We start from the raw sequence: 21,574 nt of genomic DNA on the forward strand, positions 1-21,574 counted from the left end.
TTGGATTTAGTAACCCCATCAATTATCGAGTTTGGTCCTCCTTCATACCCTTCCTCGGTTTACCAATATTATTTCTTGCTGATTTCAGTAGAGGTATGATATCTTACAAGAGATTTATTATGGTTAGTATATCTCACGTTATTGTTCACACATCATGAAGGTGGCACCGGAGATATCATCTTCGCCGCCAGTCAGAAAAGGTATGACTCCTTTCCACCTCAATTAGAGTAGAAGCGGCAGCGGCTGGCCGCCAGAACAATCGCAGTTCATCCGCGAAGAGAACTCGGCAATATTACCTGGAAAAAACCTGTACAGTCTATTTTGGGGCGAGGACTGCCAGCATAACTGTACCCTAAAGGCAAAGCAGCCCAACGCTGAGCGAAGATAAGAAGTTGCAGGAGATGGAGCAACAGATCAAAAATGCTTAATTTCACTATGTGGAGCCGATTGCAGGCAATGGAGTTTGCATAAATTCCACAACCTACCAGGGAGTCAGTCGTGCAGTTGTCAGCTCTGAGTGTTGCAGCATGGATTTTTTTGCCCGTCTTCATATTTGTCTCGGCGTCCGCGGTGCAGGCTGCGCCGCCACCAGACATCTTCCATGTCTCACCCACAGGCGTGAACGACGCTTCGAGAGCTGGCTCCGAGTCAGAACCCTGGCGTACCATCAATTACGCACTCTCGAGGGCCGAGGTTGGCAGCGGCGATGTCATTGTGGTGAATAGCGCCGGAATCGATGGCAACGGCGATTACGTGGAGGTAGTAACGGTGGATAAGAGTGTCAAGATTCGCGCCAATTCCTCGGACCCATCACAACCGGTGGTCAGACCATCTAACGCATCATTCAGTGTGTTCATTGTAACTGCTGACGGAGTTGAAATAAGTGGTCTTCGTATTTACGGCAGTGAAGCTAGAGCAGCCATCCGTTTGAACAACGTGAGCGGTTGCCTGATCGAAGGAAATTCCCTGGGCGGACCGGATGAGAGCAAAAGGAACTATTTTGGTGTTTGGGTTGACCACAGCTCACAAAATGTGGTCAGAAACAATACTTGCCAATACAACAAGATTGGCATCGACCTCTATTACAGTTCGGCAAACATTATTTACAACAATAGCTTGCAAATGAACTCAGAAAGCAACATCAACTTCCTATACTCCCATGCCAACCTCATACTCGGCAACACACTCCTCGATAGCAGCGGTGGAGGCAGCGGTCTTCACCTCGAGGTGGGCTGGCAGCAAAATATCATCTCTGGGAATTCTGTTGAAGGCAATGGAACAGGCGTCGAGTTGGGAAGCTCCACATCGACCAGGCTAGGCGGCATCATCACTGCCAACCGCTTCCTCGATAACACGGTCGGGCTTTATTTACCAGCGAATGCCCTGAACCACTTCTTCTTTCTCAATCATTTCGAAAATGATACCAATGTTGACTCTGCCGCAAGTGAGTATCCTCTCAGTGCCTGGGGCCCTCTTTTTTACCAGTTTTCCGGTCGATATTTTAGGGTGCCGCTGGGCAACTATTATTCAGATTATGCAGGCAGCGACAGCAACGGTGACGGTATTGGCGAAACATCTTACGGTGGAGCAGGCTATCTGGACCATTATCCCCTTGTAGAGCAAATAGTGTCATACAAGCTTTTCGGGTGGAACCTGGGGCCAACAGGTTTGTCCACTACACTTAACGATGAAGACATCGGAGGTCCTGGAAAAGTGTTGACTCTGGCCGCACACGCCAAGGCGATTTTTTCAACCGCCAAGCCCTTCGGCGAATTTTCAGCTGTATTTCCAGGAAGCAGCAGTGGAACCCAGCCAGCCATCTGGAACGGCTGGCTCACCTTCGCTTCGCCCCCGGCGGCGGACCATTCCGTGTCGATTACTTTTGGGTCAAGTAAGGGGTATCCCAGCAGCTTTGAGCCCAGCAGTGCCTCAGCTGATATCTCAGGAGATGGGACCAACTACATCTTTTTTTTCACAGCCACGCCAGGGGCATTCAGGGTACAACGGGGCAGGCACCTGGCAGTGTGCCTCGAAAACATGGCTGACACCGATCTGCAAATAATGGTGGGTGGTGCAGCCTGCATGTTCTATGCACCGGCAGGCAGTCATCCTTACAGCCCTTTGTCACCGCTGCTCCTTTTGCTTGGTGGTTGATTGGCAAAATGAAAGTGCACCCCTATCACTGCCCGAATGCTGCTGCCTAACCTGGAGGCTGAGGTAGTGGCCAGCATTACAATTGCGCCACGGCGTAATTGCTTGCCGAAATAGATAGCAACACAGGACAACGAAGGCTAAAGCTGCGGCTGCCAACTGGTTGCCGTATCTTCAATCGCCTGTCATGCCTGGTTGCCGATACTGGTTATCAGGTGCACTTTCATTTTGCCATCAACCGATACGACCTAAACTAGCTGAGTTTAATCAAGACCCAGCAGAAGCTCCATAATCATAGGCGAATTGCCATAAACAAGCAAAAATTTTTGGTCGACTTTATGGATGACTCGCAGCATTCGCTCAATTAATGTAACTCTAAGTCCGTAAATACGTGGCGGCAATCGCTTGAAGTTGAACTGAAACATCTTCTCAAATGTCTGCTTAGCAGGTACATTTATATCTTTTTCTTGTCCAATAGATAGGGCAAAATCATACTCGTACTTAACAAATTCAACCCTAAGCGCTAGCTTCTCAACCGAATAGGGAGCGAGATTTTTGACTTTCACCTTCAACTTTATGGTTTCGCCCGAGCGCACTACGGGAATTGTAGCGTTGTTTGGATTTGGTTGGAACTCGACAGTTAGCTCAACACAGGGAGTGGCGAAATAGAGGTTGTCAACTTCACCTACCTGGTACAAAAAATTCTCATCTTCGTTCTCGTCATCAGGATCTTCTTCAATGCCGTCGATAACAATACTCCAAACACAGTCGCCTGGTTCGTCTGCATCGCCGATATAGCCGATAAATTCATTATTCTTCTTGTTCCTGTATTCAAGGTCCCCTGCAGGAATGATGAAACGGGTAAGCGCATAGGTGTTCCAGTTGCGCTCGAGCGCCACTCTTTTCTGACATTTTTCGAAGTCAATCACATATTGAGATTGGCCATCCGGAATATTTCCTGCCCGCACCCCCATCAGTCGATGATTGGCGGGAGAGGTGACGAAGTCGTAGGGCAAAATGACCACTGGTGTGTCCTCCGGGGCATTTTCAACAGGCAGAGGCCAGCGAAATTTTGTGGTGTGCAAGGTAACGCCGAGACCGGCGAGTTCAGTATAGAGGCCCGGTTCATAGCTTTCGAAATCGACAAACATATCGAGCGAGTATTTGCGATAATCCTCGAACCGGTCTCGAGCATCTTCTCCGGTAACAAGTTCTCCAGCATAAGCCTTCCCACAACAAACGAATATAAGTGCAGCAAGAATGATTAAATTTGAATGCACTTTTTTATTCATTATGACCCCCTGTCTCGGCCTGTCCTGCAGATATTGAATTGACAGGAACTCGTTCTCACACGGAAGCAATATGGATTGACAAAAACAAGCTTTTGTTGTTTGAGGTAAAACTTATATTAAAATTGATTGGAATTCAGTTTGGATGGCTGGTATTATACGACAGAAAACCGTTCCATGTCAAATTTCATGGGCAACATTTGACAACGGTTCAGTGTTCTTTAAATCTCAACAGTGTGAATTGGCAGGGACAAAATAACTACATCAAATTTATCTCAAAATAATATGCGATTCATATTTAGTCATTTCTTTGCTATCTAGCCGATTATATTTAACATAATACACATAACCGGCAAGCATTCTCGAGCTCTTTCTTGCATTATTATCGAACTATTCATCCAACAACAGCAACTCCACGCCAGGTGAATTGGCTCCCGATGTGATGTATTTTTTGACTTTGAGTGTATTGTCTTCTACGAAGGCAACAACAGGCTGCCCTTTGTAAGCCGCAATATCAACAGTCGAAATTGTGCTCGAGGTCGACTCGGAAGGATCAGGAAGAGTGGTCCAACAACAGAAACATATGCTGCAAGGGCACCACCGGGCGGCTACCTGCCGGGGCGAAGAGCATAGCGGCGGCGCCGCCTGTCATCATTTCCAGATCCGTGGCGCCCGTGTTGGTCAAACGGACGGCCAAGGCTTTGCCCTCGGGCAGAACGAAGACATTTTTTTCAGCAGTGAAATGAAGGATGTGATCCGCATCGTTGCCCACGACGTCGGCAACAGGCCCAACTGCTTGAAAATTGGCCCCTCCGGGATCACTTGTGCCAAAAGTAACTTCTACAGTATGCCCGACTGGCGGGGGAGATGCAAAAGTCAACCAGCCCGTCCAGGTAGTTTGGGAACTCGGGTTGCCGCCTCTGAATATCCAGCGTGCCACGGCAGGAGTGCTAAATGAAAAAATTGTGCTGTGAACTGCATGCAAGGTAACAACCTCGCCTTGCAAAGAGTAGCTATTTATGTAGAGTCTACCGATTCCACCAACTCTAGCCAGGAAGAAGCCGTGAAGGATGTATGAATCTGCCGACTTGACAAGGGGTTGGTTGTCCCGGTAACTGGCCGTGGAGTAAGGCGTATCGCCAAGGCCGTCGCCATTTGCATCCGTACCGCTGTAATCCGAATAATAGTTGCCTAGAATACTTTTATAATAATTCCGGTAAACATAGAAGAGAGGCGACCAGGAGCCGAGGTAATATCCGCTAGCTGTCGAGTTGATATTGGTGGTGTTGTCGAACTGGTTTCGGAAGATGCTGTTGCTCGCGGCAGACGCTGGCACGTACATTCCCTCGATATTGTTAACAATGGTATTGCCTGCAATGATCCCGTCTACCATGCCGTCCAGGTCGATGCCGGTACCACCGAGTTCAATAACATTCCCCGTGGCCACATTCTGATTGGTGGAGGCCCCGAACTTGAGTCCTGCATCGTTGCTATGCTGGATTCTGTTAAAGGTGAGGACGTTTGCGGATCCAGCCTGTATGAGAACGATACCAATCTTGTTCCAAGTGAGATTATTGTCTTCGACCACATTGCCCGACGTCTGCCACAAGGTGATGCCGCTATTGGTATTATGATCCACGAAGTTGCCTTTGATAACGTTCTGATAGCCAAGGCTCACCATGATGCCATGAGCGTTCTTCGCGGATGAATTGAGACCACAGTAGTTTCCCTCGATCAGGCATTTGCTCACTCCGTTCAACTCGATAGCGGCTGCGGTGTCGGCGCCGTAAATGAGGAGATTTTTTATCTCTACGCCATTCATCCTCACGTTGAAGACGTCGGCGGTTGACAGTGCAGCTTTGACTGTAGGCAGAAATGTACTGGAAAGGTCACCATAAATCTTCACACTCTTGTCGACGATGACGTTATCCAGGTAGTCGTCGTTGTCCTCCACCCCGTCACCCACAACCATGATGATATCACCGCCGCCCACCTCGCCTCTGGAGAGAGCGTAGCTGATACTGCGCCACGGCTCCCCTTCAGAGCCGTTTCTCCCGGCCACATCAATTCCCGAAGGGGACACGTAAAAGGTGTCCGGCGGTGGAGCGGACAGAGCGACGGACGCCAATGTCAGGGAAAAAATCAAATAGAACAAACCACCAACGGTAATGATGAGACCGCCGCTGCGCATCAGAGCCTCCCTTCTATTTCTGGGGATCGCTGAAAAGGGTATTAATCTGGCACAAACTGACAGAGCTCAGCCGCCCTTCGAGTCCTGTTCGGACAAGTGAGACATACCTTTCCATCTTCGTAAACCCTGGAATAGGCAAAAATCAACCTGAGCCGGTCATGTAAGGCCCCTATTAGTAGCACTTTAGTGCCACCCATCTTAGTGGTGGTTGTTGCCTTCACTTAGTTTTTAAGATGTGACCCCTATTCACACAATTTCATAGGAGTGTAGCTAGCTTTTTCAGAGTCTCTTCCACAACCTCTACGGGCAGATTACATATCAATTCTGCTTTCCGCGCTCGCCAATCCAGGCTCTTCACCTGATCACTTAATATCACCCCGGTCACATCAAGTCCCTTTGGAATGAGGACCTCAAACGGGTATCCTTTCACCGACTTGGTGACAGGACAGAAAAGGGCGAGTCCCACTTTTCGGTTATATGCTCTGGGGGAGAGGGCTAGAGCTGGTCGTCTTTCCGCCTGCTCATGTCCCGCTTGAGGACTCAACGTGATCCAAACCACATCACCACGATCAGGAACGTACACCATCGGATCTTACCAGATCTCCTTGCCTACAGGAGGACCGAAATCAATTTCACTGTGCCGGTTCTCCTCTGTCACTCCAACCAGAAGGTCCTCAAGGCTATAAGCGGTTTCTGAGGCTCGGGACACCACTATTTTCCCTTCAACCAGAGAAATCTCTACCAGCGAGTTTTGCTTCAGGTTGGTTTCAGCCGCAAATGCCTTTGGAATGCGCAATGCCAAGCTGTTACCCCATTTTTGAATGCGAACCTTCATCCAAATACCTCCAGTAAGTATATACAAAGAAGATACATAACGGTTTGCTGGTTGTCAACCTGAAAGTGAGCAACCCTTACCCAGAAATCATTCTAACGATTATCAAAATGGTGCCATGGCGCAGTTGCTGTTGGGAATCAATACAACACAGGCCAACGCAGTCTGAAGCCTGCGGCTACCAACTCGTTGCCGTGCATCACCAAGAATCGTTTTACTTGACCGTTATGCAAAAACATTGCATGATCTCAGCGAGCTTTTTGCTGGTTTGCCGATTGTACCCGAGAAGGATCCTGTTCTATGGCCAGTGTCTTGCAGCGTTGCAGCTTTTTTCGCCGGTTGTTCTTGCAGAGCGCCCTGTGCGTCATGCTTTTGCTTGCTTCACCTCTCAATGCAGCGGACTCGCTGAACGTATTCGTCAGCATCGCCCCACAACAGTATTTCGTCAAGAGAATCTGCGGCAATCTTGCCAGAATATCGGTCATGGTGCAACCAGGAGCCAATCCTGCCATCTATGAACCAAAACCGAAACAGATGGCCGCCCTTGCCAAGACAGATGTATACTTCGCTACCGGGGTGCCCTTTGAAGATATGTGGCTGCGGAAAATCTCCACCATCAATCCCAGGATGGTCGTGGTCCATTGTGAAGAGGGCGTTGCCAGGATCGCCATGGCGAGACGGCTCCCCGGGGCAGGTCTGGACCATGGTCAGCAGCAGACAACAGCCAGTGAGCACAGCCGGATAATGGACCCCCATATCTGGCTCTCCCCTTCTCTGGTTATGCTGCAGGCTCGCAATATCTTCCATGCACTTCTGGCGGTAGACCCTGACCATCGCCTCGAGTATTGCAATAACTACAGGAAGTTTATCCGGGACCTCGTTGAGCTTGATATTGAAATTGACCAGATTCTCCAGGGCAGGGGCAAGAAATTTCTGGTGTTCCATCCTGCCTGGGGCTACTTTGCCCGGTCTTACGGCCTGGTACAGATACCCATAGAGCTGGAGGGCAAAGAGCCGGGGCCAGTGCAGCTGAGCGCTGTCACCCGCTATGCCAGAGAACACCAGCTCGAGGTAATTTTTGTGCAGCCGCAATTCTCCTGGCAAATCGCTGCCGCCATAGCAAAATCCATCGGCGGACGCATCGTTTTTCTGGATCCACTGGCCGCTGACTGGTATAACAATCTTAAAAAGGCAGCATTGGAGATCAGCGCCGCCCTGAGGTGAAATAGCATGAATGAACCAATCATAGAAATAGAGGATCTATGGTTCGCCTATGACACGATTCCGGTGCTCAAAGAGGTGAACCTTACCGTGTACAGTGGCGATTTTCTCGTCCTTCTGGGGCCCAATGGAGGAGGAAAGACCACTCTGCTCAAGATCATGCTGGGCCTCCTCAAGCCGCAAAAGGGAACTGTGCGCATTTTTGGTGAATCTCCCCGCCAGGCCTCGCAGCGCATCGGCTACATGCCGCAGCACATCCACCTGAAACAGAGCTTCCCCATCTCGGTTTTCGATGTGGTGTTGATGGGCAGACTGCGGCACAGAGCACCGGGTTGGTCGCGCTATACTGCAGAAGACAAAGAGGCGGCCAGAAAGGCGCTCGAGCGAGTAGAGATGTGGGACTACCAGGCGAGACGAATTGGTGAGCTCTCAGGGGGGCAGCAGCAGAGGGTCTTTATAGCCAGGGCCCTGGTTGATGAGCCGGAGGCCTTATTTCTGGACGAACCAACAGCCAGTGTGGACACCAAACATCAAACAGATCTCTTTGAAATCCTCAGGCAGCTCAATGAAAAGGTTACCATCGTGGTAGTCAGCCACGATGTGGGTATTATTTCCAGCCACGTCAAGTCCGTTGCCTGTGTAAACCAGCAGGTCTATTATCACGACAGCGGTGAATTGAGCACCGAGCTGCTTGAAAAGGCCTACCAGTGCTGCCCTGTAGAGCTCGTTGCCCACGGTCTTCCTCACCGCGTTCTTAAAACACACGAGGAGGAATGACATGTGGGAAGCCCTGCACTTCGAGTTCATGAGGAATGCCCTTATGGCCGGTCTGCTCGCCAGCATAGCCTGCGGGGTCATTGGCACTTTTGTGGTGGTGAACCGCATAGTCTTTCTCTCGGGCGGCATTGCTCATGCAGCTTATGGCGGCATTGGCCTCGCCTTTTTCTTTGGCATACCCTACGTTGTGGGCACGCTCGGCTTTGCCCTTGCCGTTGCCATAATCATGGCCCTGATCACCTTGAAGGCGAGACATCGCACTGACACTGTCATTGGAGTACTCTGGGCAGTGGGCATGGCTCTCGGGGTGGTTCTGCTCGACCTTGCTCCAGGGTACAATGTGGATCTCATGAGTTTTCTTTTCGGCAGCATCCTCACTGTACCTGCGTCAGATCTCTGGCTGATGTTCAGCCTCGATGTGGTGATTCTCTTGACCATTGCTTTTCTTTACAACGATTTTCTGGCCCTCTCTTTTGATGAGGATTTTGCCCAGATCAGAGGAGTGCGGGTCACCCTCCTCTACTTCGTCCTCCTTGCTCTGGTTGCCCTATCCGTGGTGCTGATCATGCGAGTCGTCGGACTCATCCTGGTGATCGCCCTTCTGACAATTCCACCGTACATTGCCGAAAATCAGGCTGGCTCTCTGTGGACGATGATGCTTCTCTCCTTTGCATTGAGTTGTTTTTTTACTACAGCCGGTCTCTGGCTGTCCTACACCTTCAATCTGACCTCAGGAGCCACTATAATTCTGGTGGCTGGCACATGCTTTTTTATGTCCACTGTCATCGAAGGTGTGCAAAAAAAATCGGCCTGAACATCCATCCGGAGCAACCAGGCAAATTTCCCGGACATCACAGTGAAGCACTTTTGTCTGTGGAGGGCTTGCTCAGCGTGCGTGAACGAATAAAAGTACCCTATGTTGAAAAGAAAGTCCGTCGACTGCTCGGCAGGGCCGTACAGCGCTACGACCTGATACAGGCCAATGACCGCATTCTGGTGGCACTCAGTGGCGGCACAGACAGTACGGCGATGCTCTGGCTCCTCCAGGATCGTCTCAGACACATTCCCATTCCCTATGAAGTGCAGGCAGCCCACATAGCCCTGGGTTTCGACGGCGAAGATTTTTCTCCTGTGCGCTCCTGGGTGGAATCCCTGGGGATCCCATGCCGTGTGCTCGACACCAACTTCGGCCTGCAAGCCCACAGACCTGAAAACAGGGAGAACCCCTGCTTCCTCTGTGCCCGTTTGCGGCGGGCAGCCCTGTTCAAGACAGCCCGCAGACTTGGCTGCAACAAAATTGCTTTTGGCCACCACATGGACGATTTGATTGAAACCTTTTTCTTGAACGTCATTTACGGCTCGCAGATCGCCACCATGCTCCCCCGCCAGTCTTTTTTCAACGGTGAAATCACTGTCATCCGGCCGCTGGCAATCCTGCCGCCGGAAGTGATTCGCCGCTTCCATGCCAGCCGCGGCTTTCCTGCCGCTCCAAATCCATGTCCATCGAAAAACAGCGGCAAGAGACAGGAAATACGAGAAATATTGAAAAGGCTCTATCGGCAGAATAGGAAGATCAGGGGAAACATATTCCACGCTCTGCACAATGTAACGTTGGAGTATCTGCCCTCGTATCGAGGGTGAATGGTTGGCATGCCAATGCCTCCTGCAAACTGACAACCGTGGTTCTTCCTGGCCCTGCCGAACTGGCCGACTGTGAATTGAGGGAGGCGGCCAGTGGCAGTCGCCCCGCAAGCAAGACAAGCTGCCCTGAAGAGAGCAAGAAAGAATGATCCATGGTGTACTGCCATTCATGCACTTGACAAGAAAAGGGATTTCAGTCTATAGGTGCCGTTATTGGAAAAGAAGCCCATTAGCTTCCTTGCTGCCAGACAAAAGGAACGACTTCCCTGCCTGTGGATTATTTGGCGCCGGCAGCCGCTCATCCCAGTGGCAGATCTTGACAAGAGACAAGCTCACCCCTCTAGCCACTGGGATTGCCGTTTCAGCCATGTTGCCAAGGAAAAGAATACCGGCCTGGCTGAGCCAATTTGAAGCTGCCAAGGGGAAAACAATCTTTTTTGGAAAATGGAGGTTTCCTCCATGGATAGACAGCCTCGCCACTTCCAGTTCGAAGAAGGAGGTTTTCGAGTGGAGGCCCTGTGGCAGTCGTTGGGCGAAGATTATCTCCTGTCCATCTGGGGCGGTGTTGCCCACATTGGCGCTGTAGGCATGGCCCAGCCTCGTCCCAGTCTGCAGGACCCGAGCCGGGTGTCTGCCACCGCCTCGGTGTTCTGTTATGTGGGACACAAGGAAGACGAAGTGGTAAAGGAGGTTTCAGAGCGGCTGGCCTCTGCCCTGGCGGCAAAAGTCGTGGTGGTGGCGGGGCTGCATTGGGATAATCTCAGTGGGGAAGAAATCAGCCAGGTAGTCAGCAATGTCCGGGCTCTTGCGGAGATCATCTTGAGAGAGGAAGGAACGGCAAAAGAGCATGGTTGATGCATCAAGACGTCTACTGGTGGGCATATCGGGAGCCAGCGGAGTAATTTACGGCCTGGAAATGCTCAAAGTTTTGCAGGAGCTGGGCTATGAGAGTCATGTGATCCTGAGCAAGACAGCCCGAATGAATTTTCTCCTGGAAACAGAACACTCCATCGAAGAAGTGGAGGCAGCAGCCGGCAAAATATATGACGATGAAGACCTGGCCGCGCCAATCTCGAGCGGCTCTTTCCTTAGCAGAGGCATGGTGGTGATTCCCTGCACCATAAAGAGCCTGTCAGCCATAACTCACTCATACAATGACAACCTTCTGGTACGGGCTGCTGATGTCACCATCAAGGAGCGCCGCACTCTGGTTCTGGTGGTGCGGGAGACGCCGCTCCACGAGGGACACCTGCAGCTAATGCTTGCTGCTGCCTCCCGGGGAGCAGTGATTTTGCCGCCAGTTCCAGCCTTCTATCATCGCCCGAAAACAATTCTTGATTTGATCCATCAGACCATAGGAAAAGTCCTCGACTGCTTTCAGATATCTCATCAACTGTTTCGCCGTTGGCAGGGGGCATGACAGCGGCTGCTGTCAGTTCTCTGCGTTCAATACCGTAAATACATTTGCTTGAGGGGGAGGTTGGCCATGAAAAGATTTGCCGCGTTGTTGATTATTGCCGCAGCCGCAGTTGTTCTCCTTGCTGGTTGCGGTCGCAGAGCAGTTAAGACGTCAGAAGCCAGCACGCCCGACGAGGTGGCCAGGCGGCTGGTGGACCTTACAGCCTGCATTGAATATCTGGAGGATACTGGCAATCTTGTTAGGGTCAAGTCGGAAGTTGATCCAGAATACGAGTTAGCCGGCATTGCCAAAAAATATGAGGGCAAGAAATGCGTCCTGTTCGAAAAGGTAAAGGGCAGCGACTATCCAGTGTTTATCGGCCTGCTATGGAACAGAGACATTGTTGCCAGCATCTTTGGTGTTCCCAGGGAAAAGGTGCCTTTTGTAATTGGCGGCGCCATTGGCCAGTGGAAAAGGAACAAGGAGGCCATGGAATCTCCCATCCTGGACAAAGGGCCTGCCAATGAAGTCATCGAGAAGGATGTGGATCTTTACAAACTGCCGGTGCCGATACACGCCCTCAAGGATGGCGGCAGGTATTTCGACTCCTCGGTGGTAATTGCCAGGAATCCCGAGACCGGCAAACTCAACATTTCCATCCACCGCTTGATGATCACGGGCAAGGACCGCCTCACCTTTCTGATAGATCCTGGTCGTCATCTTGGTGCTTACCTGGAAGTCATGGAAAAAAGAAACATGCCACTGCAGGTAACCATAAACAATGGCATCAGTCTGGCGCCCTGGCTCAACTCGGCTATCCCGAGGCAGGGAGACGGCAAGTACAAGATAGCCCATCACATTATCGGCCGCCCCATCAATCTTCTCAAGGCACAGACCGTGGATGTACCTGCCTATGCCGATGCTCAATTTGTCATCGAGGCTGAAATTCTTCCCAACCTGCGGGAGGACGAAGGTCCTTTTGCCGAAGTAACAGGCTATTATGCCAAAAGAGACAAGCGGTGGGTCATGAGAGTAAAGGCAATCACTCACCGCAGGAATCCAGTGTTTCATACTCTGTTGTCTGGACAGGAGGTCTGGAACGCCGTGGGCTTCACCGCTGAAGCGAAAATATTTGTGACAGTCAAGAAAAAAGTGCCCCAGTTGAGGGCCGTGTACCTGACGCCTGGAGGTTGCGGCTTTTATGGAGCTGTGGTCCAGGTGGAGAAGGACGGGGCAATGGTTGGCCGCCAGGCCATCATGGAGACGTTCAAGGCCTTCAAGCCTTTGCAGAGAGTGGTGGCAGTGGATACCGACGTCAACCTCTATGATCCTATAGATGTAAACTGGGCCCTCACCACCAGATTCAATCCAGACACAGATCTCATCATACTGCCAAATCAGTGGGGGCATATTCTCAATCCAATGGTGAAAGTAAATGCCGACGGCAAAGGCGGCACTGTAACCAAGATCGGCATGGATGCCACCTGTCCCTTTCCGAGGACGGAAAGATTCGAACGAGTTGATTTCAAGAAGGTGGACCTGAACAATTACCAGATAAGCCAGTAGTGTAGTTTTGCCACCACTCTGGCGAGGGTTTGCTTGATTGCCAGTTTAACCCTCAGCCCTCGGCACGATGTTTTTCAGCAGACTGGGCCTGCCCGAGCCGCCGCCAGCCAGGATGGTGCGGAGCGCCAGCCTGCTGGAGTGGATGGTTCAAGGCTGAAAGTTTTGGCGCCCGCAATGAATCAATTTGCAATTGAAATTCGGGGCATCGAGAAAATCTATCCCGCAGCAGGGGGAAATCCAGCCGTTCATGCCCTGAAAGGCATCGACCTCAGCATCGAGAGCTCCAAGATATTTTGCATCCTGGGACCGAATGGGGCAGGGAAAACCACCCTGATAACTATCATGTCAGGCCTGCTCTATCCGGATGCAGGCATGGGCCGAGTGTGGGGACTGGATCTTCTCAGAGAACGGAGGAAGATCAGATCAATTGTAAACTTTGCAAGCGGACATGCCAACCTGCCTGACAATTTCACTGTGGATGAAACCCTCACCTACTTTGGCATGTTGTACGGACTGGGCAGAGCTGAACGCCTGAAAAAGAGGGACGAGCTTGCCAGCTTTTTCGAGCTCGACAGTTATCGGAAAATTCCCTTCAATCAATTGTCCACCGGCCTGAAACAACGCCTCGCTCTGGCAAAGTCACTGATCAACGAGCCCAGAATCCTTTTTCTCGACGAACCCACAGTAGGGCTGGACCCGCAAGTCGCTGCCCTGATTCGCTCCAGACTGCTCCAGTGGCACCGAGAAAAGGGCATCACCATAATCCTGACTACCCATCAAATGGACGAAGCAGAGCAGATGAGCGACTGCCTCGGCTTTCTGAATGATGGCCGCTTCGTCAGAATCGGCAACGCCGCAGAACTGAAAAGAGGCATCCAGTTCCAGGAGACCATTACAATCTTCGGCAAGAAGCTCTCTGCGGCATCCGCGGTATTGACCGGAATTGCCGGGGTTTCTCTCATAAGTGGTGAGCAAAATCAATTGAGTTGCCGGGTGGACTCCAGGGAAAAGCGAATCAATGCACTCATCGAGGCTGTTCTTTGTTCAGGCGGCATTATAGAAAATCTTTCTATCAGCGAACCCTCTCTAGGAGATGTGTTTGTTGCCCTTGCAGAGAGACCTGATTCAGATTAATGCCTTCTTTTTCAAGATCTGGTTGATTACCAGGAAAAGAGTATTTCATATCTTTGAAATTCTTTTCTGGCCAGCCATTGGACTGGTGTCTGTGGGGCTGCTCACCAGATTCTTGCAGTTAGAACCAAACATGGTCGCCTTTATCCTCATCGGGGTAATCGCCCTGAGTGTGGTGCAGGTTGGCCAGCTGGACATCTCTTATGTAATTCTCTACAGCGTCTGGAACAAGAGCTTGAAACAGGAAATGGCCGCCCCTACACAGCCCTTTCATTTAATTGCCGGCACCTGGGCCATGGGAGTAATCCATTCCCTGCTGATCTTCTCACTGCTCTCAATATTCAGCCGTTATGCCTTTGATTTTCGCTTTCTGAAACCAGGGCTGCTGCCCCTGGCCCTTTTCTACCTTGGCCTGGCCCTGACTTCAGCAGTTGTAGGTATCGTGGTCTGTGCTCTGGCATTCCGATTTGGCGGTCGTTCTCATGTTGGCGCCACATCTATAGTATCTGTTCTCATCTTGTTGAGCGGCATCTACTACCCGGTAGAGGTCCTACCTGCCCCTTTGAAGGCGCTGTCTGCCTTGATCCCTCTCACCTACTTCCTGGAGTACTTCAGATCTTTCTATGGCTTCCCCCCCAGCAGCCCCAGTCCATTGGCACTGGGCTACGTGCTGGTTTTCGGTTATGTCATTCTTGCTTCTCTGGCCATGCACTACGCCCTCAATCATTCCAGGAAGACGGGTATTCTTTTGAAGATGTCCGAATAGCAGCCATGAAAGTTTCGAAGCGGTTCAAAAGAAGTGCGGTTGAACTGGTGGCAGTAGCTGCTCTCTTGCTTGATCTGTTCTACTGGCAGCACCGGGTAGTTTTCTGGATTTCATTCATTTATCTGCTGATGAACTATCTCCACTACCGGCGGGAGGCCGCATTGAACTTCCGCCACTCACAGGCCATTCGCCGGACAATGAACCTCGGTGCGATAAAGGCCATTGAGAGAAAATACACCATGCGGGACGATTTCAACACCCCCGATAAACGAGCTCTCTTGCGGGGCCCCCTGGACAGATATTTCTACTATGCCAGATACGAGCACGCCCGGCAGCTGCTGGCTGAATATGCCAGCAGCGCCAGAAGAATACTGGACATGGGCTGCGGCTTCGGCAAGAACGCTCTGTATATTTGCCAGGAACTGCACTGTACTGCCATTGGCCTGGAGCTCGACGATTTAAAACTGCAATGGGCTCGGCGACATCTGCTGGGGGCAGCTGGGCCAGAAAATATAGCATTTGTCTGCGCTGATGCAGCCCAGCCGCCTTTCCAGTCAGCCAGCTTCGATTGCATTTTGCTGGCCGAGGTACTGGAGCATCTGCTCGACCCGCCTCGAGGTCTCAGCGCCTGTAACGATTTGCTCCGCAAAGAGGGAGTACTGCTTGTCACCACTCCCAGCAGGCACAACCTGAACTACAGCAACAATCCTCTGTTTGTCCTGGAAAAGGTGCTCAGCCTGGCTTGCGAGCGTGTACTGCCTCCCTACCACAATTTACACGCCCAGTTTGAATTCAACTGGCGAAAGCCTGAGCCTGAATACGGCATACACTACCACTTCTCTCGGCAGAAACTGGAATCCCTTCTAGAGGGGGCAGGATTTCGCCTCGTCTGGCGAGGCAGTTTTGAAACGGAGATTTTCCCATATCTGCTGATCGAACTCTGCACTCGGGGTGATGCCGGTTCAATGAGCAGATACCTTGACACCCTGGAATCCACAATTGCCAGGGTGCCCGTGCTGAAGCACCTGGGCCAGCACCTTATGTATGTGGCTCAGAAAAGGTAGTGAAATTCTGGATCAATACCGAGCAGTTGTAACCATTGCCTGCAGGATTGAGCTGTGTTGCAGCCCTCATTGAATCAGTTGCCGTCCAGGATTTCTCTCACACCGGCCAGCAACTCGGTCACCTTGTAGGGCTTGGCGAAGAAGCCCTTGGCACCGGCAGCGAGCAGCTCGGTTTTGGGACCGTTGGGCGAGTGCCCACTGGCTATCAGGACCTTGGCAGCTGGATTGACTTCCAGAATTTTCTCCAAACACTTCCTGCCGCCCATACCTGGCATTATGAGGTCGAGAATGATCAGGTCGATTCTGCCCCTTTCCCGGTCGTACAGTGTGAGCGCTGTCTCGCCGTCTCCAGCTACGAGCACTGTATAGCCAAAACTCCTGAGGATGCGCTCACCCAGGTCTCTGATGGCCGGCTCATCATCCACCAGCAGCACGCACTCATTGCCGCCGCGGAGAAGTTGTTGCCCTTCAACAACCTCAGCATCATGCATTTCGTGCCTGATTGCCGGCAGGTAAATCTCAAAGCTCGTTCCCTTACCGAGCTCACTGGAGCAGGTGATATAGCCGTCGTGTCCCTTGACAATGCCATACACCATGGCCAGGCCTAGTCCGGTGCCCTGCCCTGGAACCTTGGTGCTGAAGAAGGGCTCAAAAATGTGTTCCAGAGTATACGAGTCCATGCCATGGCCAGTGTCAGATATGCTCAGTTTGACATACTCGCCCGGCCGTGCTCCCATGTGGCTCTTGCAATAGGCTTGGTCCAACACGGTGTTTCTTGTCTCGATCAGGAGCTTGCCCCCCTCGGGCATGGCGTCCTTGGCGTTTACAGCCAGATTCATAATTATCTGTTCCATTTGCACCGGATCAGCATTGACCAGCTGCACCTCTTTTTCAAGATGCAGTTCAATATCAATCATTTTTTCAATGGCATGCTCGAGCAGCTTCTTGGTCTTTTCCACCTCATGATTCAGATTGACAGGCCTCCTCTTGCTCTCCATTTTGCGACTGAAGGTAAGCATCTGTCTGGTAAGCTCACTGCCCCTTTTGGCAGCACTGACGATCTGCTGCAGTTCTCGATAGCCGGGATCTCCTTCTTTCTTTTCTATGAGGAGCAGTTCTGCATATCCCAGGACAGCCTGCAGCAGGTTATTGAAATCGTGGGAAATACCACCTGCCAGAGTTCCGATGGCTTCCATTTTCTGGGCGTGCTGGAGCTGCTTTTCAAGTTTGTACTTTTCCTGCTGCGCCCGTTTCTTCTCGGTAACATCGCTTCCCAGTGACTGGTATTCTATCAACTCACCCGCCTCATCGAAGATGGCACGATAGGTCCACTGCTGCCAGCGTAGAGAGCCGTCCGCAAAGAAAGCCTGATGCTCATAGGTCACAATAGGATTCTCAGACCGCAGAGAGCGCAGGCAGTGACGCACAGCTTGTCGTTCTTTTTCCGGTATGGATTGAAAGAGGTTCTTGCCCAACAGGTCTTCTTTCCCCAGTCCCAAATAGGAACAGTAGGCGCTGTTTACAAAAGTCAGAGTACCATCCGGCAGAAAACGGCAGATCATATCAGGCATGTCCTCAACTACCAGTCGATAGCGCTCTTCGCTCTTCTTGAGCTCTTCTTCTGCTTTCTGACGCTCGACTATCTCACTTTGCAGTTGTCGATTTTTCTCTTCTACCTCCCTTTCTCTCCTCGCCGCTTCCTCTAGTCTAGCACTCAAGACCAGGCGGTGGGTATTGAGTCGCAGGCCAAAGGCCAGGCCGCCCAAAATAAGAATCGACAGCACCACCATGGCAAGCAGCAGATGCCAGGGATCAGCCCTGCCAAAGACCTCGGAGGCTGGCAGAACACTTACCAGAGAGAAAGGGGTGTTGCCAACTGCTACTTTGATGGCAAACATCTCTTTATTGCCCCAGTGGCTGCCAGGCAGTCTAAATTTTCTCATCTGGCCGTTCTCCAGGGATCGCAGCTCAGTGAGACCGGAAAAAAGGACATTCAACGGCATGTCTTCAGGGGCGTAAAGCGTGTCTTTTCCAGAGGATATGCCCACAAACTGACTGTCAGTACGGCTGACTTTCACCAGATGGTCGTATACGCTTTGCGGTACAACCCTGGCGATAATCTGGCCCTCATATCTGCCCTGGAAGTAGTATGGCAGGGAGACCATTATCTTGCTTGCCTCTGGGATGAGAGCAGCCTCGGTTCTGTCTGGAGTCAGGTAGTTCCGCCAGTTCCGTCTGCTATACCCTTCTTTCCTGTCGCTCTGGCTCGCTGCAAGCACCTCGCCTGCTGAGTTTACCAAGACAATCAGACTGTATATTCTCTGCCCACCGATTTTTCTGGCATCTAGCAGCTGATCTAACTCCCGACCAATGGCGGCCAGCCTGTCATCCATGCCGCTCGGAGTAGGCTCGAGTGCTTTGTAACGGAAAAAATTGGCAACGACCCGGCTCCTGGCAAGGCTTTCTAGATCCTGGCGGCGTTCATCGAAGAAGTACAACACCGCTTCTGCACGTTTTTCTGTATCCTGTTCGAGCTGGGAGAGAGCACTCTGTCGCAAGCTAACCTGGGAACGGTAATTCGCCATGAGCAGGTAGGCAATGAAACAGACCAGAACTATACCAAGGGTCATGGTGGCAAGATTCTGGGTCTCTAGATGCAGTCTACCTCTCGGGCGTCGCATAAGCCTCCCACAACTGGTGAACTGTGAGCACCAAAGCCGAACACATTGTAGCTCTCAAACTTTTCAGGCATTCCTGCAGGACTAACCAGGAGATTTCCCGAGACTTCCATTGGCGCACTGCAAGGGGGCTGCACTGCATCAGGTCTAGATGTCTGCCGAACCGCAATGTCCACGCACTTGCAGTGCAGGTCTCTGTATCAGGAGCGCCTGATCGCAGTCTTTGCTCTCGTTCCTGATCTATGTCCGCCTCCAGAAAACAATTGCTATAGATCAGCAAACAAGCCTGATTCTCAATGTTCCCGGACACGGATTCAGATACTTCACGAGTTGCGGCATTTTGCCGAGCAATAAATGCGCACTAGAAAACGGGCAGCCGGTTTCTCGGCCGAGCATATCTGCAAGCCTTATGCCAGCAAAAGAGAAGAACGGCTTACTCTCGAGCTGAGGCAGTCTGCGGCTCCTGGCGTCAAGGAATGCTAAGCAGGGCTCAGGCAAGGATTGAAGTAGCCAAACTTCACCTGGGGGTGATGCTTCTTGATGTGCGCCATCATACCAAGGATGCCGTGTTTGTTTGCCCTTGGCTGATAATTGATGCCGGATAGATACCATTCAGGATCAATATTCAAATTTCGCATCTGAATGAGATCTAGATTGGTGTCGTCGATCAGTCTAATGAGTGCCTCAACCTCTTCATCCTCATCAGTAAGTCCAGGCAAGGTCAACAGGTTGATTGAAACAAAGCCTTTACTCATTTTCATGACCTGCATCGATTCTTTTACTTCTTTCAGGTCAAATCCTCGAGGTCGGTAGTAGCGACAATAATAATATTGCCTGGCACTATTCAAGCTCACTCGAATGCTGTCCAGGCCATATTGGCGCAGCTGGGCAACAACCTGGGGCAAGCTGCCATTGGTGTTAAGATTTATGGTGCCACGACCGCTCTGCTGCCGAACTTTCTTTACAGCTGCGGCAAGTGTCTTCCCTTGCAGCAATGGCTCTCCCTCGCATCCCTGGCCAAAGCTTACCACAGGTGCGGCAGCTCTTTGCAAATGGCCAAGGGCAACTTCTGCAAGCTCCTCCGCTCGTGGTACAAAGGAAATACGATCCTGTGAGGCACAGATGGGAGTTCCTTGCTGTAGACTGATGCAACCCAGACAAGCAGCATTGCACACAGGAGAGGAAGGAAGAGGCGCCTCCCAGCGCTCCAGAAAAAAATTCTTGGCAGCAGGGCAGCCATAGGTGAGGGCACACTTCCCAAGGTGCTGAACCAGCCGATTATGCGGCAGCCTTTCGAGATAGTCTCTGGCTTGCCGCCGCAGTCTGTCCTCGTTGAACTGGTCACTGTCCTGCCGTCGGTCCTCATCCACGCGAATACCGGCAACCCAGAATTGCCCCTCTTTCCAGCCCACCGCTGTGTAACTGAAAAGCGGCAAAACTGGCGCATTTCTACGGCGATAATAGGCCGCCGTAAGAATCTGGGTGTGTGCCGGTGCCATGAAGGCAGCCACCGCCTGCACCTTTTTGCCGGCAGCATAGGGATCATCAGTGACCACTTGAAAGCTGCCGCTCCTGCGATCATAACCAACCGGCAGTCTTCCAGGCAGTACAAAGAGCTCAGAGCCGGCAGGCAGGGGAATCAAAGTTCTTTCATCGACTCTCTGCCAGGAAGCTGCACTACTGCCAGTCATCTCCAGGGACGGATGGTCGAATATGCGGCCGTTTTCATCTGCATACACTAGATTGACCACAGGATCTCACTCCCAGGCTGCTCCGGACAGTATGACACTTTTCAGTCATGATGAAGCTTTTCGGCAACCACATCCTCAACACGCCAGGGTGCGTGCAGTCCCAGCGACTCCGTTGTTCTGTCAGCACAGGAATGGCGTTGACATTTAGGGCAAAATGGATCATCACAGGGATCCAGATGGACAATCACCTCACCGATCTCACCCAGGGCGTTGACCAGAACTCTCTCAATCTCTTTGGCCTGGCTGTGGGCTTCCACCAGACTGAAGCTTCGCGGCAGGATCAGATGAAAATCAATGCTTACTTGCCTGCCGTAGCGGCGAGCTCTCAGGTGGTGAATATCAATCCACTCTGGCTGCCGATGCCGGTTCAAAATCGCCACAATGCGAGAAAGCAGGTCAGGATCTGCCTGATCCATCAAGCGGCCAAAAGATGTGCTGAGCAGACGCCAGCCAGTGTAGAGGATATTCACCGCCACCAGACAGGCAATGGCTGGATCCCACCACTGCGCCCCTGTAGTGCGCACCAGTACCAACCCCACCAGTACCCCCCCACTGGTATAGACATCTGTGAGCAGGTGCTTGCCGTCAGCTATCAACACATCCGAGTTATTCTTTCTACCGGTCCGTATCAAGAACCATCCCAGAAAAAAATTGACTGCCGAGGCAGCAACAATCAGAAAAATTCCCTGCTCCAGATTGGTTAGCTGACGCTCATGGAAGAATTCCGGAATTGATCTTGCGAGAATGGCCATAGAGGCCAGGGCGATAAGCGCTCCTTCAAATCCTACAGAAAAATACTCAATTTTCCCATGGCCATATGGGTGCTTCCTGTCAGCAGGGATACTGCTGAGGTGAGTGCTGAACAGAGCAAAACCACCGGCAACCACGTTGATAATCGATTCAAAGGCATCGGAGAGCACCGCGGTAGAGCCGGTCACTGCATAAGCCACAAACTTCACGCTGGTCAGCAAACAGCTCACCACAAAGGCAAGAGCCATTGCCTTCACAGGGGTGGCAGACTGCAAAGTGCGGTTCGTCATGTATCTAGGTTTGCCAGTTTTGACCACGTCCCCTATTAACTAACGGTTCATAATAAATGAAGAGCCTCTTGATGACA

The 21,574-nt window shown here is 51.5% G+C and carries 18 protein-coding genes; 11 read left to right on the plus strand and 7 right to left on the minus strand.

Annotation, left to right across the window (positions count from 1 at the left end; translation table 11 throughout):
• The first annotated feature begins 537 nt into the window (after nt 1-537).
• Nucleotides 538-2,154: a right-handed parallel beta-helix repeat-containing protein gene (locus JRI89_04935; GenBank protein ID MBW2070582.1), complete on the plus strand. Its 1,617-nt coding sequence runs from the start codon at nt 538-540 to the stop codon at nt 2,152-2,154.
• A 260-nt stretch (nt 2,155-2,414) separates the two neighbouring features.
• On the opposite strand, the gene JRI89_04940 is transcribed toward JRI89_04935, so the two are convergent.
• The 4 genes from JRI89_04940 to JRI89_04955 form a co-directional block, all read right to left on the minus strand.
• Nucleotides 2,415-3,443 carry a hypothetical protein gene (locus JRI89_04940; protein ID MBW2070583.1) on the minus strand — a complete coding sequence of 343 codons (1,029 nt, stop codon included), beginning with the start codon at nt 3,441-3,443 and terminating at the stop codon, nt 2,415-2,417.
• 550 nt (nt 3,444-3,993) lie between these two features.
• The gene (locus JRI89_04945; GenBank protein MBW2070584.1) at nt 3,994-5,631 is read right to left on the minus strand and encodes a right-handed parallel beta-helix repeat-containing protein; all 1,638 of its coding nucleotides are present in this window, start codon (nt 5,629-5,631) and stop codon (nt 3,994-3,996) included.
• Nucleotides 5,632-5,887: 256 nt separating this feature from the next.
• Nucleotides 5,888-6,217 (minus strand): type II toxin-antitoxin system PemK/MazF family toxin, encoded by a 330-nt coding sequence (locus JRI89_04950; protein MBW2070585.1) that lies wholly within the window; start codon nt 6,215-6,217, stop codon nt 5,888-5,890.
• 6 nt (nt 6,218-6,223) lie between these two features.
• Nucleotides 6,224-6,466, minus strand: a complete 243-nt coding sequence (locus tag JRI89_04955; GenBank protein MBW2070586.1) for an AbrB/MazE/SpoVT family DNA-binding domain-containing protein — start codon at nt 6,464-6,466, stop codon at nt 6,224-6,226.
• Between the two features lie 297 nt (nt 6,467-6,763).
• Between JRI89_04955 and JRI89_04960 the strand changes: the two genes are divergently transcribed.
• The 10 genes from JRI89_04960 to JRI89_05005 all read left to right on the plus strand — a co-directional run bounded on the left by JRI89_04960 (nt 6,764) and on the right by JRI89_05005 (nt 16,028).
• The gene (locus tag JRI89_04960; protein MBW2070587.1) at nt 6,764-7,687 is read left to right on the plus strand and encodes a zinc ABC transporter substrate-binding protein; all 924 of its coding nucleotides are present in this window, start codon (nt 6,764-6,766) and stop codon (nt 7,685-7,687) included.
• Nucleotides 7,688-7,693: 6 nt separating this feature from the next.
• Nucleotides 7,694-8,461 carry an ABC transporter ATP-binding protein gene (locus tag JRI89_04965; protein MBW2070588.1) on the plus strand — a complete coding sequence of 256 codons (768 nt, stop codon included), beginning with the start codon at nt 7,694-7,696 and terminating at the stop codon, nt 8,459-8,461.
• Nucleotide 8,462: 1 nt separating this feature from the next.
• A complete protein-coding gene (locus JRI89_04970; protein ID MBW2070589.1) occupies nt 8,463-9,275 on the plus strand; it encodes a metal ABC transporter permease in 813 nt (270 codons plus the stop codon).
• Nucleotides 9,276-9,352: 77 nt separating this feature from the next.
• Entirely contained in the window at nt 9,353-10,102 is a 750-nt protein-coding gene (locus JRI89_04975; GenBank protein MBW2070590.1) for a tRNA 2-thiocytidine(32) synthetase TtcA, read from the plus strand.
• 459 nt (nt 10,103-10,561) lie between these two features.
• A complete protein-coding gene (locus JRI89_04980; GenBank protein ID MBW2070591.1) occupies nt 10,562-10,957 on the plus strand; it encodes a hypothetical protein in 396 nt (131 codons plus the stop codon).
• Nucleotides 10,950-11,522, plus strand: a complete 573-nt coding sequence (locus JRI89_04985) for a UbiX family flavin prenyltransferase (protein ID MBW2070592.1) — start codon at nt 10,950-10,952, stop codon at nt 11,520-11,522. The genes JRI89_04980 and JRI89_04985 overlap by 8 nt, the downstream gene beginning before the upstream one ends.
• A gap of 66 nt (nt 11,523-11,588) precedes the next feature.
• Entirely contained in the window at nt 11,589-13,067 is a 1,479-nt protein-coding gene (locus tag JRI89_04990; protein MBW2070593.1) for a UbiD family decarboxylase, read from the plus strand.
• 174 nt (nt 13,068-13,241) lie between these two features.
• Nucleotides 13,242-14,201 (plus strand): ABC transporter ATP-binding protein, encoded by a 960-nt coding sequence (locus JRI89_04995; protein MBW2070594.1) that lies wholly within the window; start codon nt 13,242-13,244, stop codon nt 14,199-14,201.
• On the plus strand, nt 14,170-14,964 hold the full coding sequence (locus JRI89_05000) for an ABC transporter permease (protein ID MBW2070595.1): 795 nt from the start codon (nt 14,170-14,172) through the stop codon (nt 14,962-14,964). Before JRI89_04995 ends, JRI89_05000 begins: the two co-directional genes overlap by 32 nt.
• Before the next feature lie 5 nt (nt 14,965-14,969).
• The gene (locus JRI89_05005; GenBank protein ID MBW2070596.1) at nt 14,970-16,028 is read left to right on the plus strand and encodes a methyltransferase domain-containing protein; all 1,059 of its coding nucleotides are present in this window, start codon (nt 14,970-14,972) and stop codon (nt 16,026-16,028) included.
• A 74-nt stretch (nt 16,029-16,102) separates the two neighbouring features.
• Here JRI89_05005 and JRI89_05010 read toward each other — a convergent pair whose 3' ends face one another.
• The 3 genes from JRI89_05010 to JRI89_05020 form a co-directional block, all read right to left on the minus strand.
• The gene (locus JRI89_05010) at nt 16,103-18,709 is read right to left on the minus strand and encodes a PAS domain S-box protein (protein MBW2070597.1); all 2,607 of its coding nucleotides are present in this window, start codon (nt 18,707-18,709) and stop codon (nt 16,103-16,105) included.
• Between the two features lie 476 nt (nt 18,710-19,185).
• On the minus strand, nt 19,186-20,397 hold the full coding sequence (locus JRI89_05015) for a radical SAM protein (GenBank protein MBW2070598.1): 1,212 nt from the start codon (nt 20,395-20,397) through the stop codon (nt 19,186-19,188).
• A gap of 101 nt (nt 20,398-20,498) precedes the next feature.
• Entirely contained in the window at nt 20,499-21,497 is a 999-nt protein-coding gene (locus JRI89_05020; GenBank protein MBW2070599.1) for a cation transporter, read from the minus strand.
• Nucleotides 21,498-21,574 lie beyond the last annotated feature (77 nt).

The organism is Deltaproteobacteria bacterium (assembly GCA_019309045.1).
Classification (GTDB): Bacteria; Desulfobacterota; Syntrophobacteria; order BM002; family BM002; genus JAFDGZ01.

Coding starts and splice junctions, on each gene's coding strand:
- JRI89_04940 (MBW2070583.1), bottom strand. CDS start 3,443: ATGAATAAAAAAGTGCATTCAAATTTAATCATTCTTGCTGCACTTATA.
- JRI89_04945 (MBW2070584.1), bottom strand. CDS start 5,631: ATGCGCAGCGGCGGTCTCATCATTACCGTTGGTGGTTTGTTCTATTTG.
- JRI89_04950 (MBW2070585.1), bottom strand. CDS start 6,217: ATGGTGTACGTTCCTGATCGTGGTGATGTGGTTTGGATCACGTTGAGT.
- JRI89_04955 (MBW2070586.1), bottom strand. CDS start 6,466: ATGAAGGTTCGCATTCAAAAATGGGGTAACAGCTTGGCATTGCGCATT.
- JRI89_04960 (MBW2070587.1), top strand. CDS start 6,764: ATGGCCAGTGTCTTGCAGCGTTGCAGCTTTTTTCGCCGGTTGTTCTTG.
- JRI89_04965 (MBW2070588.1), top strand. CDS start 7,694: ATGAATGAACCAATCATAGAAATAGAGGATCTATGGTTCGCCTATGAC.
- JRI89_04970 (MBW2070589.1), top strand. CDS start 8,463: ATGTGGGAAGCCCTGCACTTCGAGTTCATGAGGAATGCCCTTATGGCC.
- JRI89_04980 (MBW2070591.1), top strand. CDS start 10,562: ATGGATAGACAGCCTCGCCACTTCCAGTTCGAAGAAGGAGGTTTTCGA.
- JRI89_04985 (MBW2070592.1), top strand. CDS start 10,950: ATGGTTGATGCATCAAGACGTCTACTGGTGGGCATATCGGGAGCCAGC.
- JRI89_04990 (MBW2070593.1), top strand. CDS start 11,589: ATGAAAAGATTTGCCGCGTTGTTGATTATTGCCGCAGCCGCAGTTGTT.
- JRI89_04995 (MBW2070594.1), top strand. CDS start 13,242: ATGAATCAATTTGCAATTGAAATTCGGGGCATCGAGAAAATCTATCCC.
- JRI89_05005 (MBW2070596.1), top strand. CDS start 14,970: ATGAAAGTTTCGAAGCGGTTCAAAAGAAGTGCGGTTGAACTGGTGGCA.
- JRI89_05010 (MBW2070597.1), bottom strand. CDS start 18,709: ATGCGACGCCCGAGAGGTAGACTGCATCTAGAGACCCAGAATCTTGCC.
- JRI89_05015 (MBW2070598.1), bottom strand. CDS start 20,397: ATGACTGGCAGTAGTGCAGCTTCCTGGCAGAGAGTCGATGAAAGAACT.
- JRI89_05020 (MBW2070599.1), bottom strand. CDS start 21,497: ATGACGAACCGCACTTTGCAGTCTGCCACCCCTGTGAAGGCAATGGCT.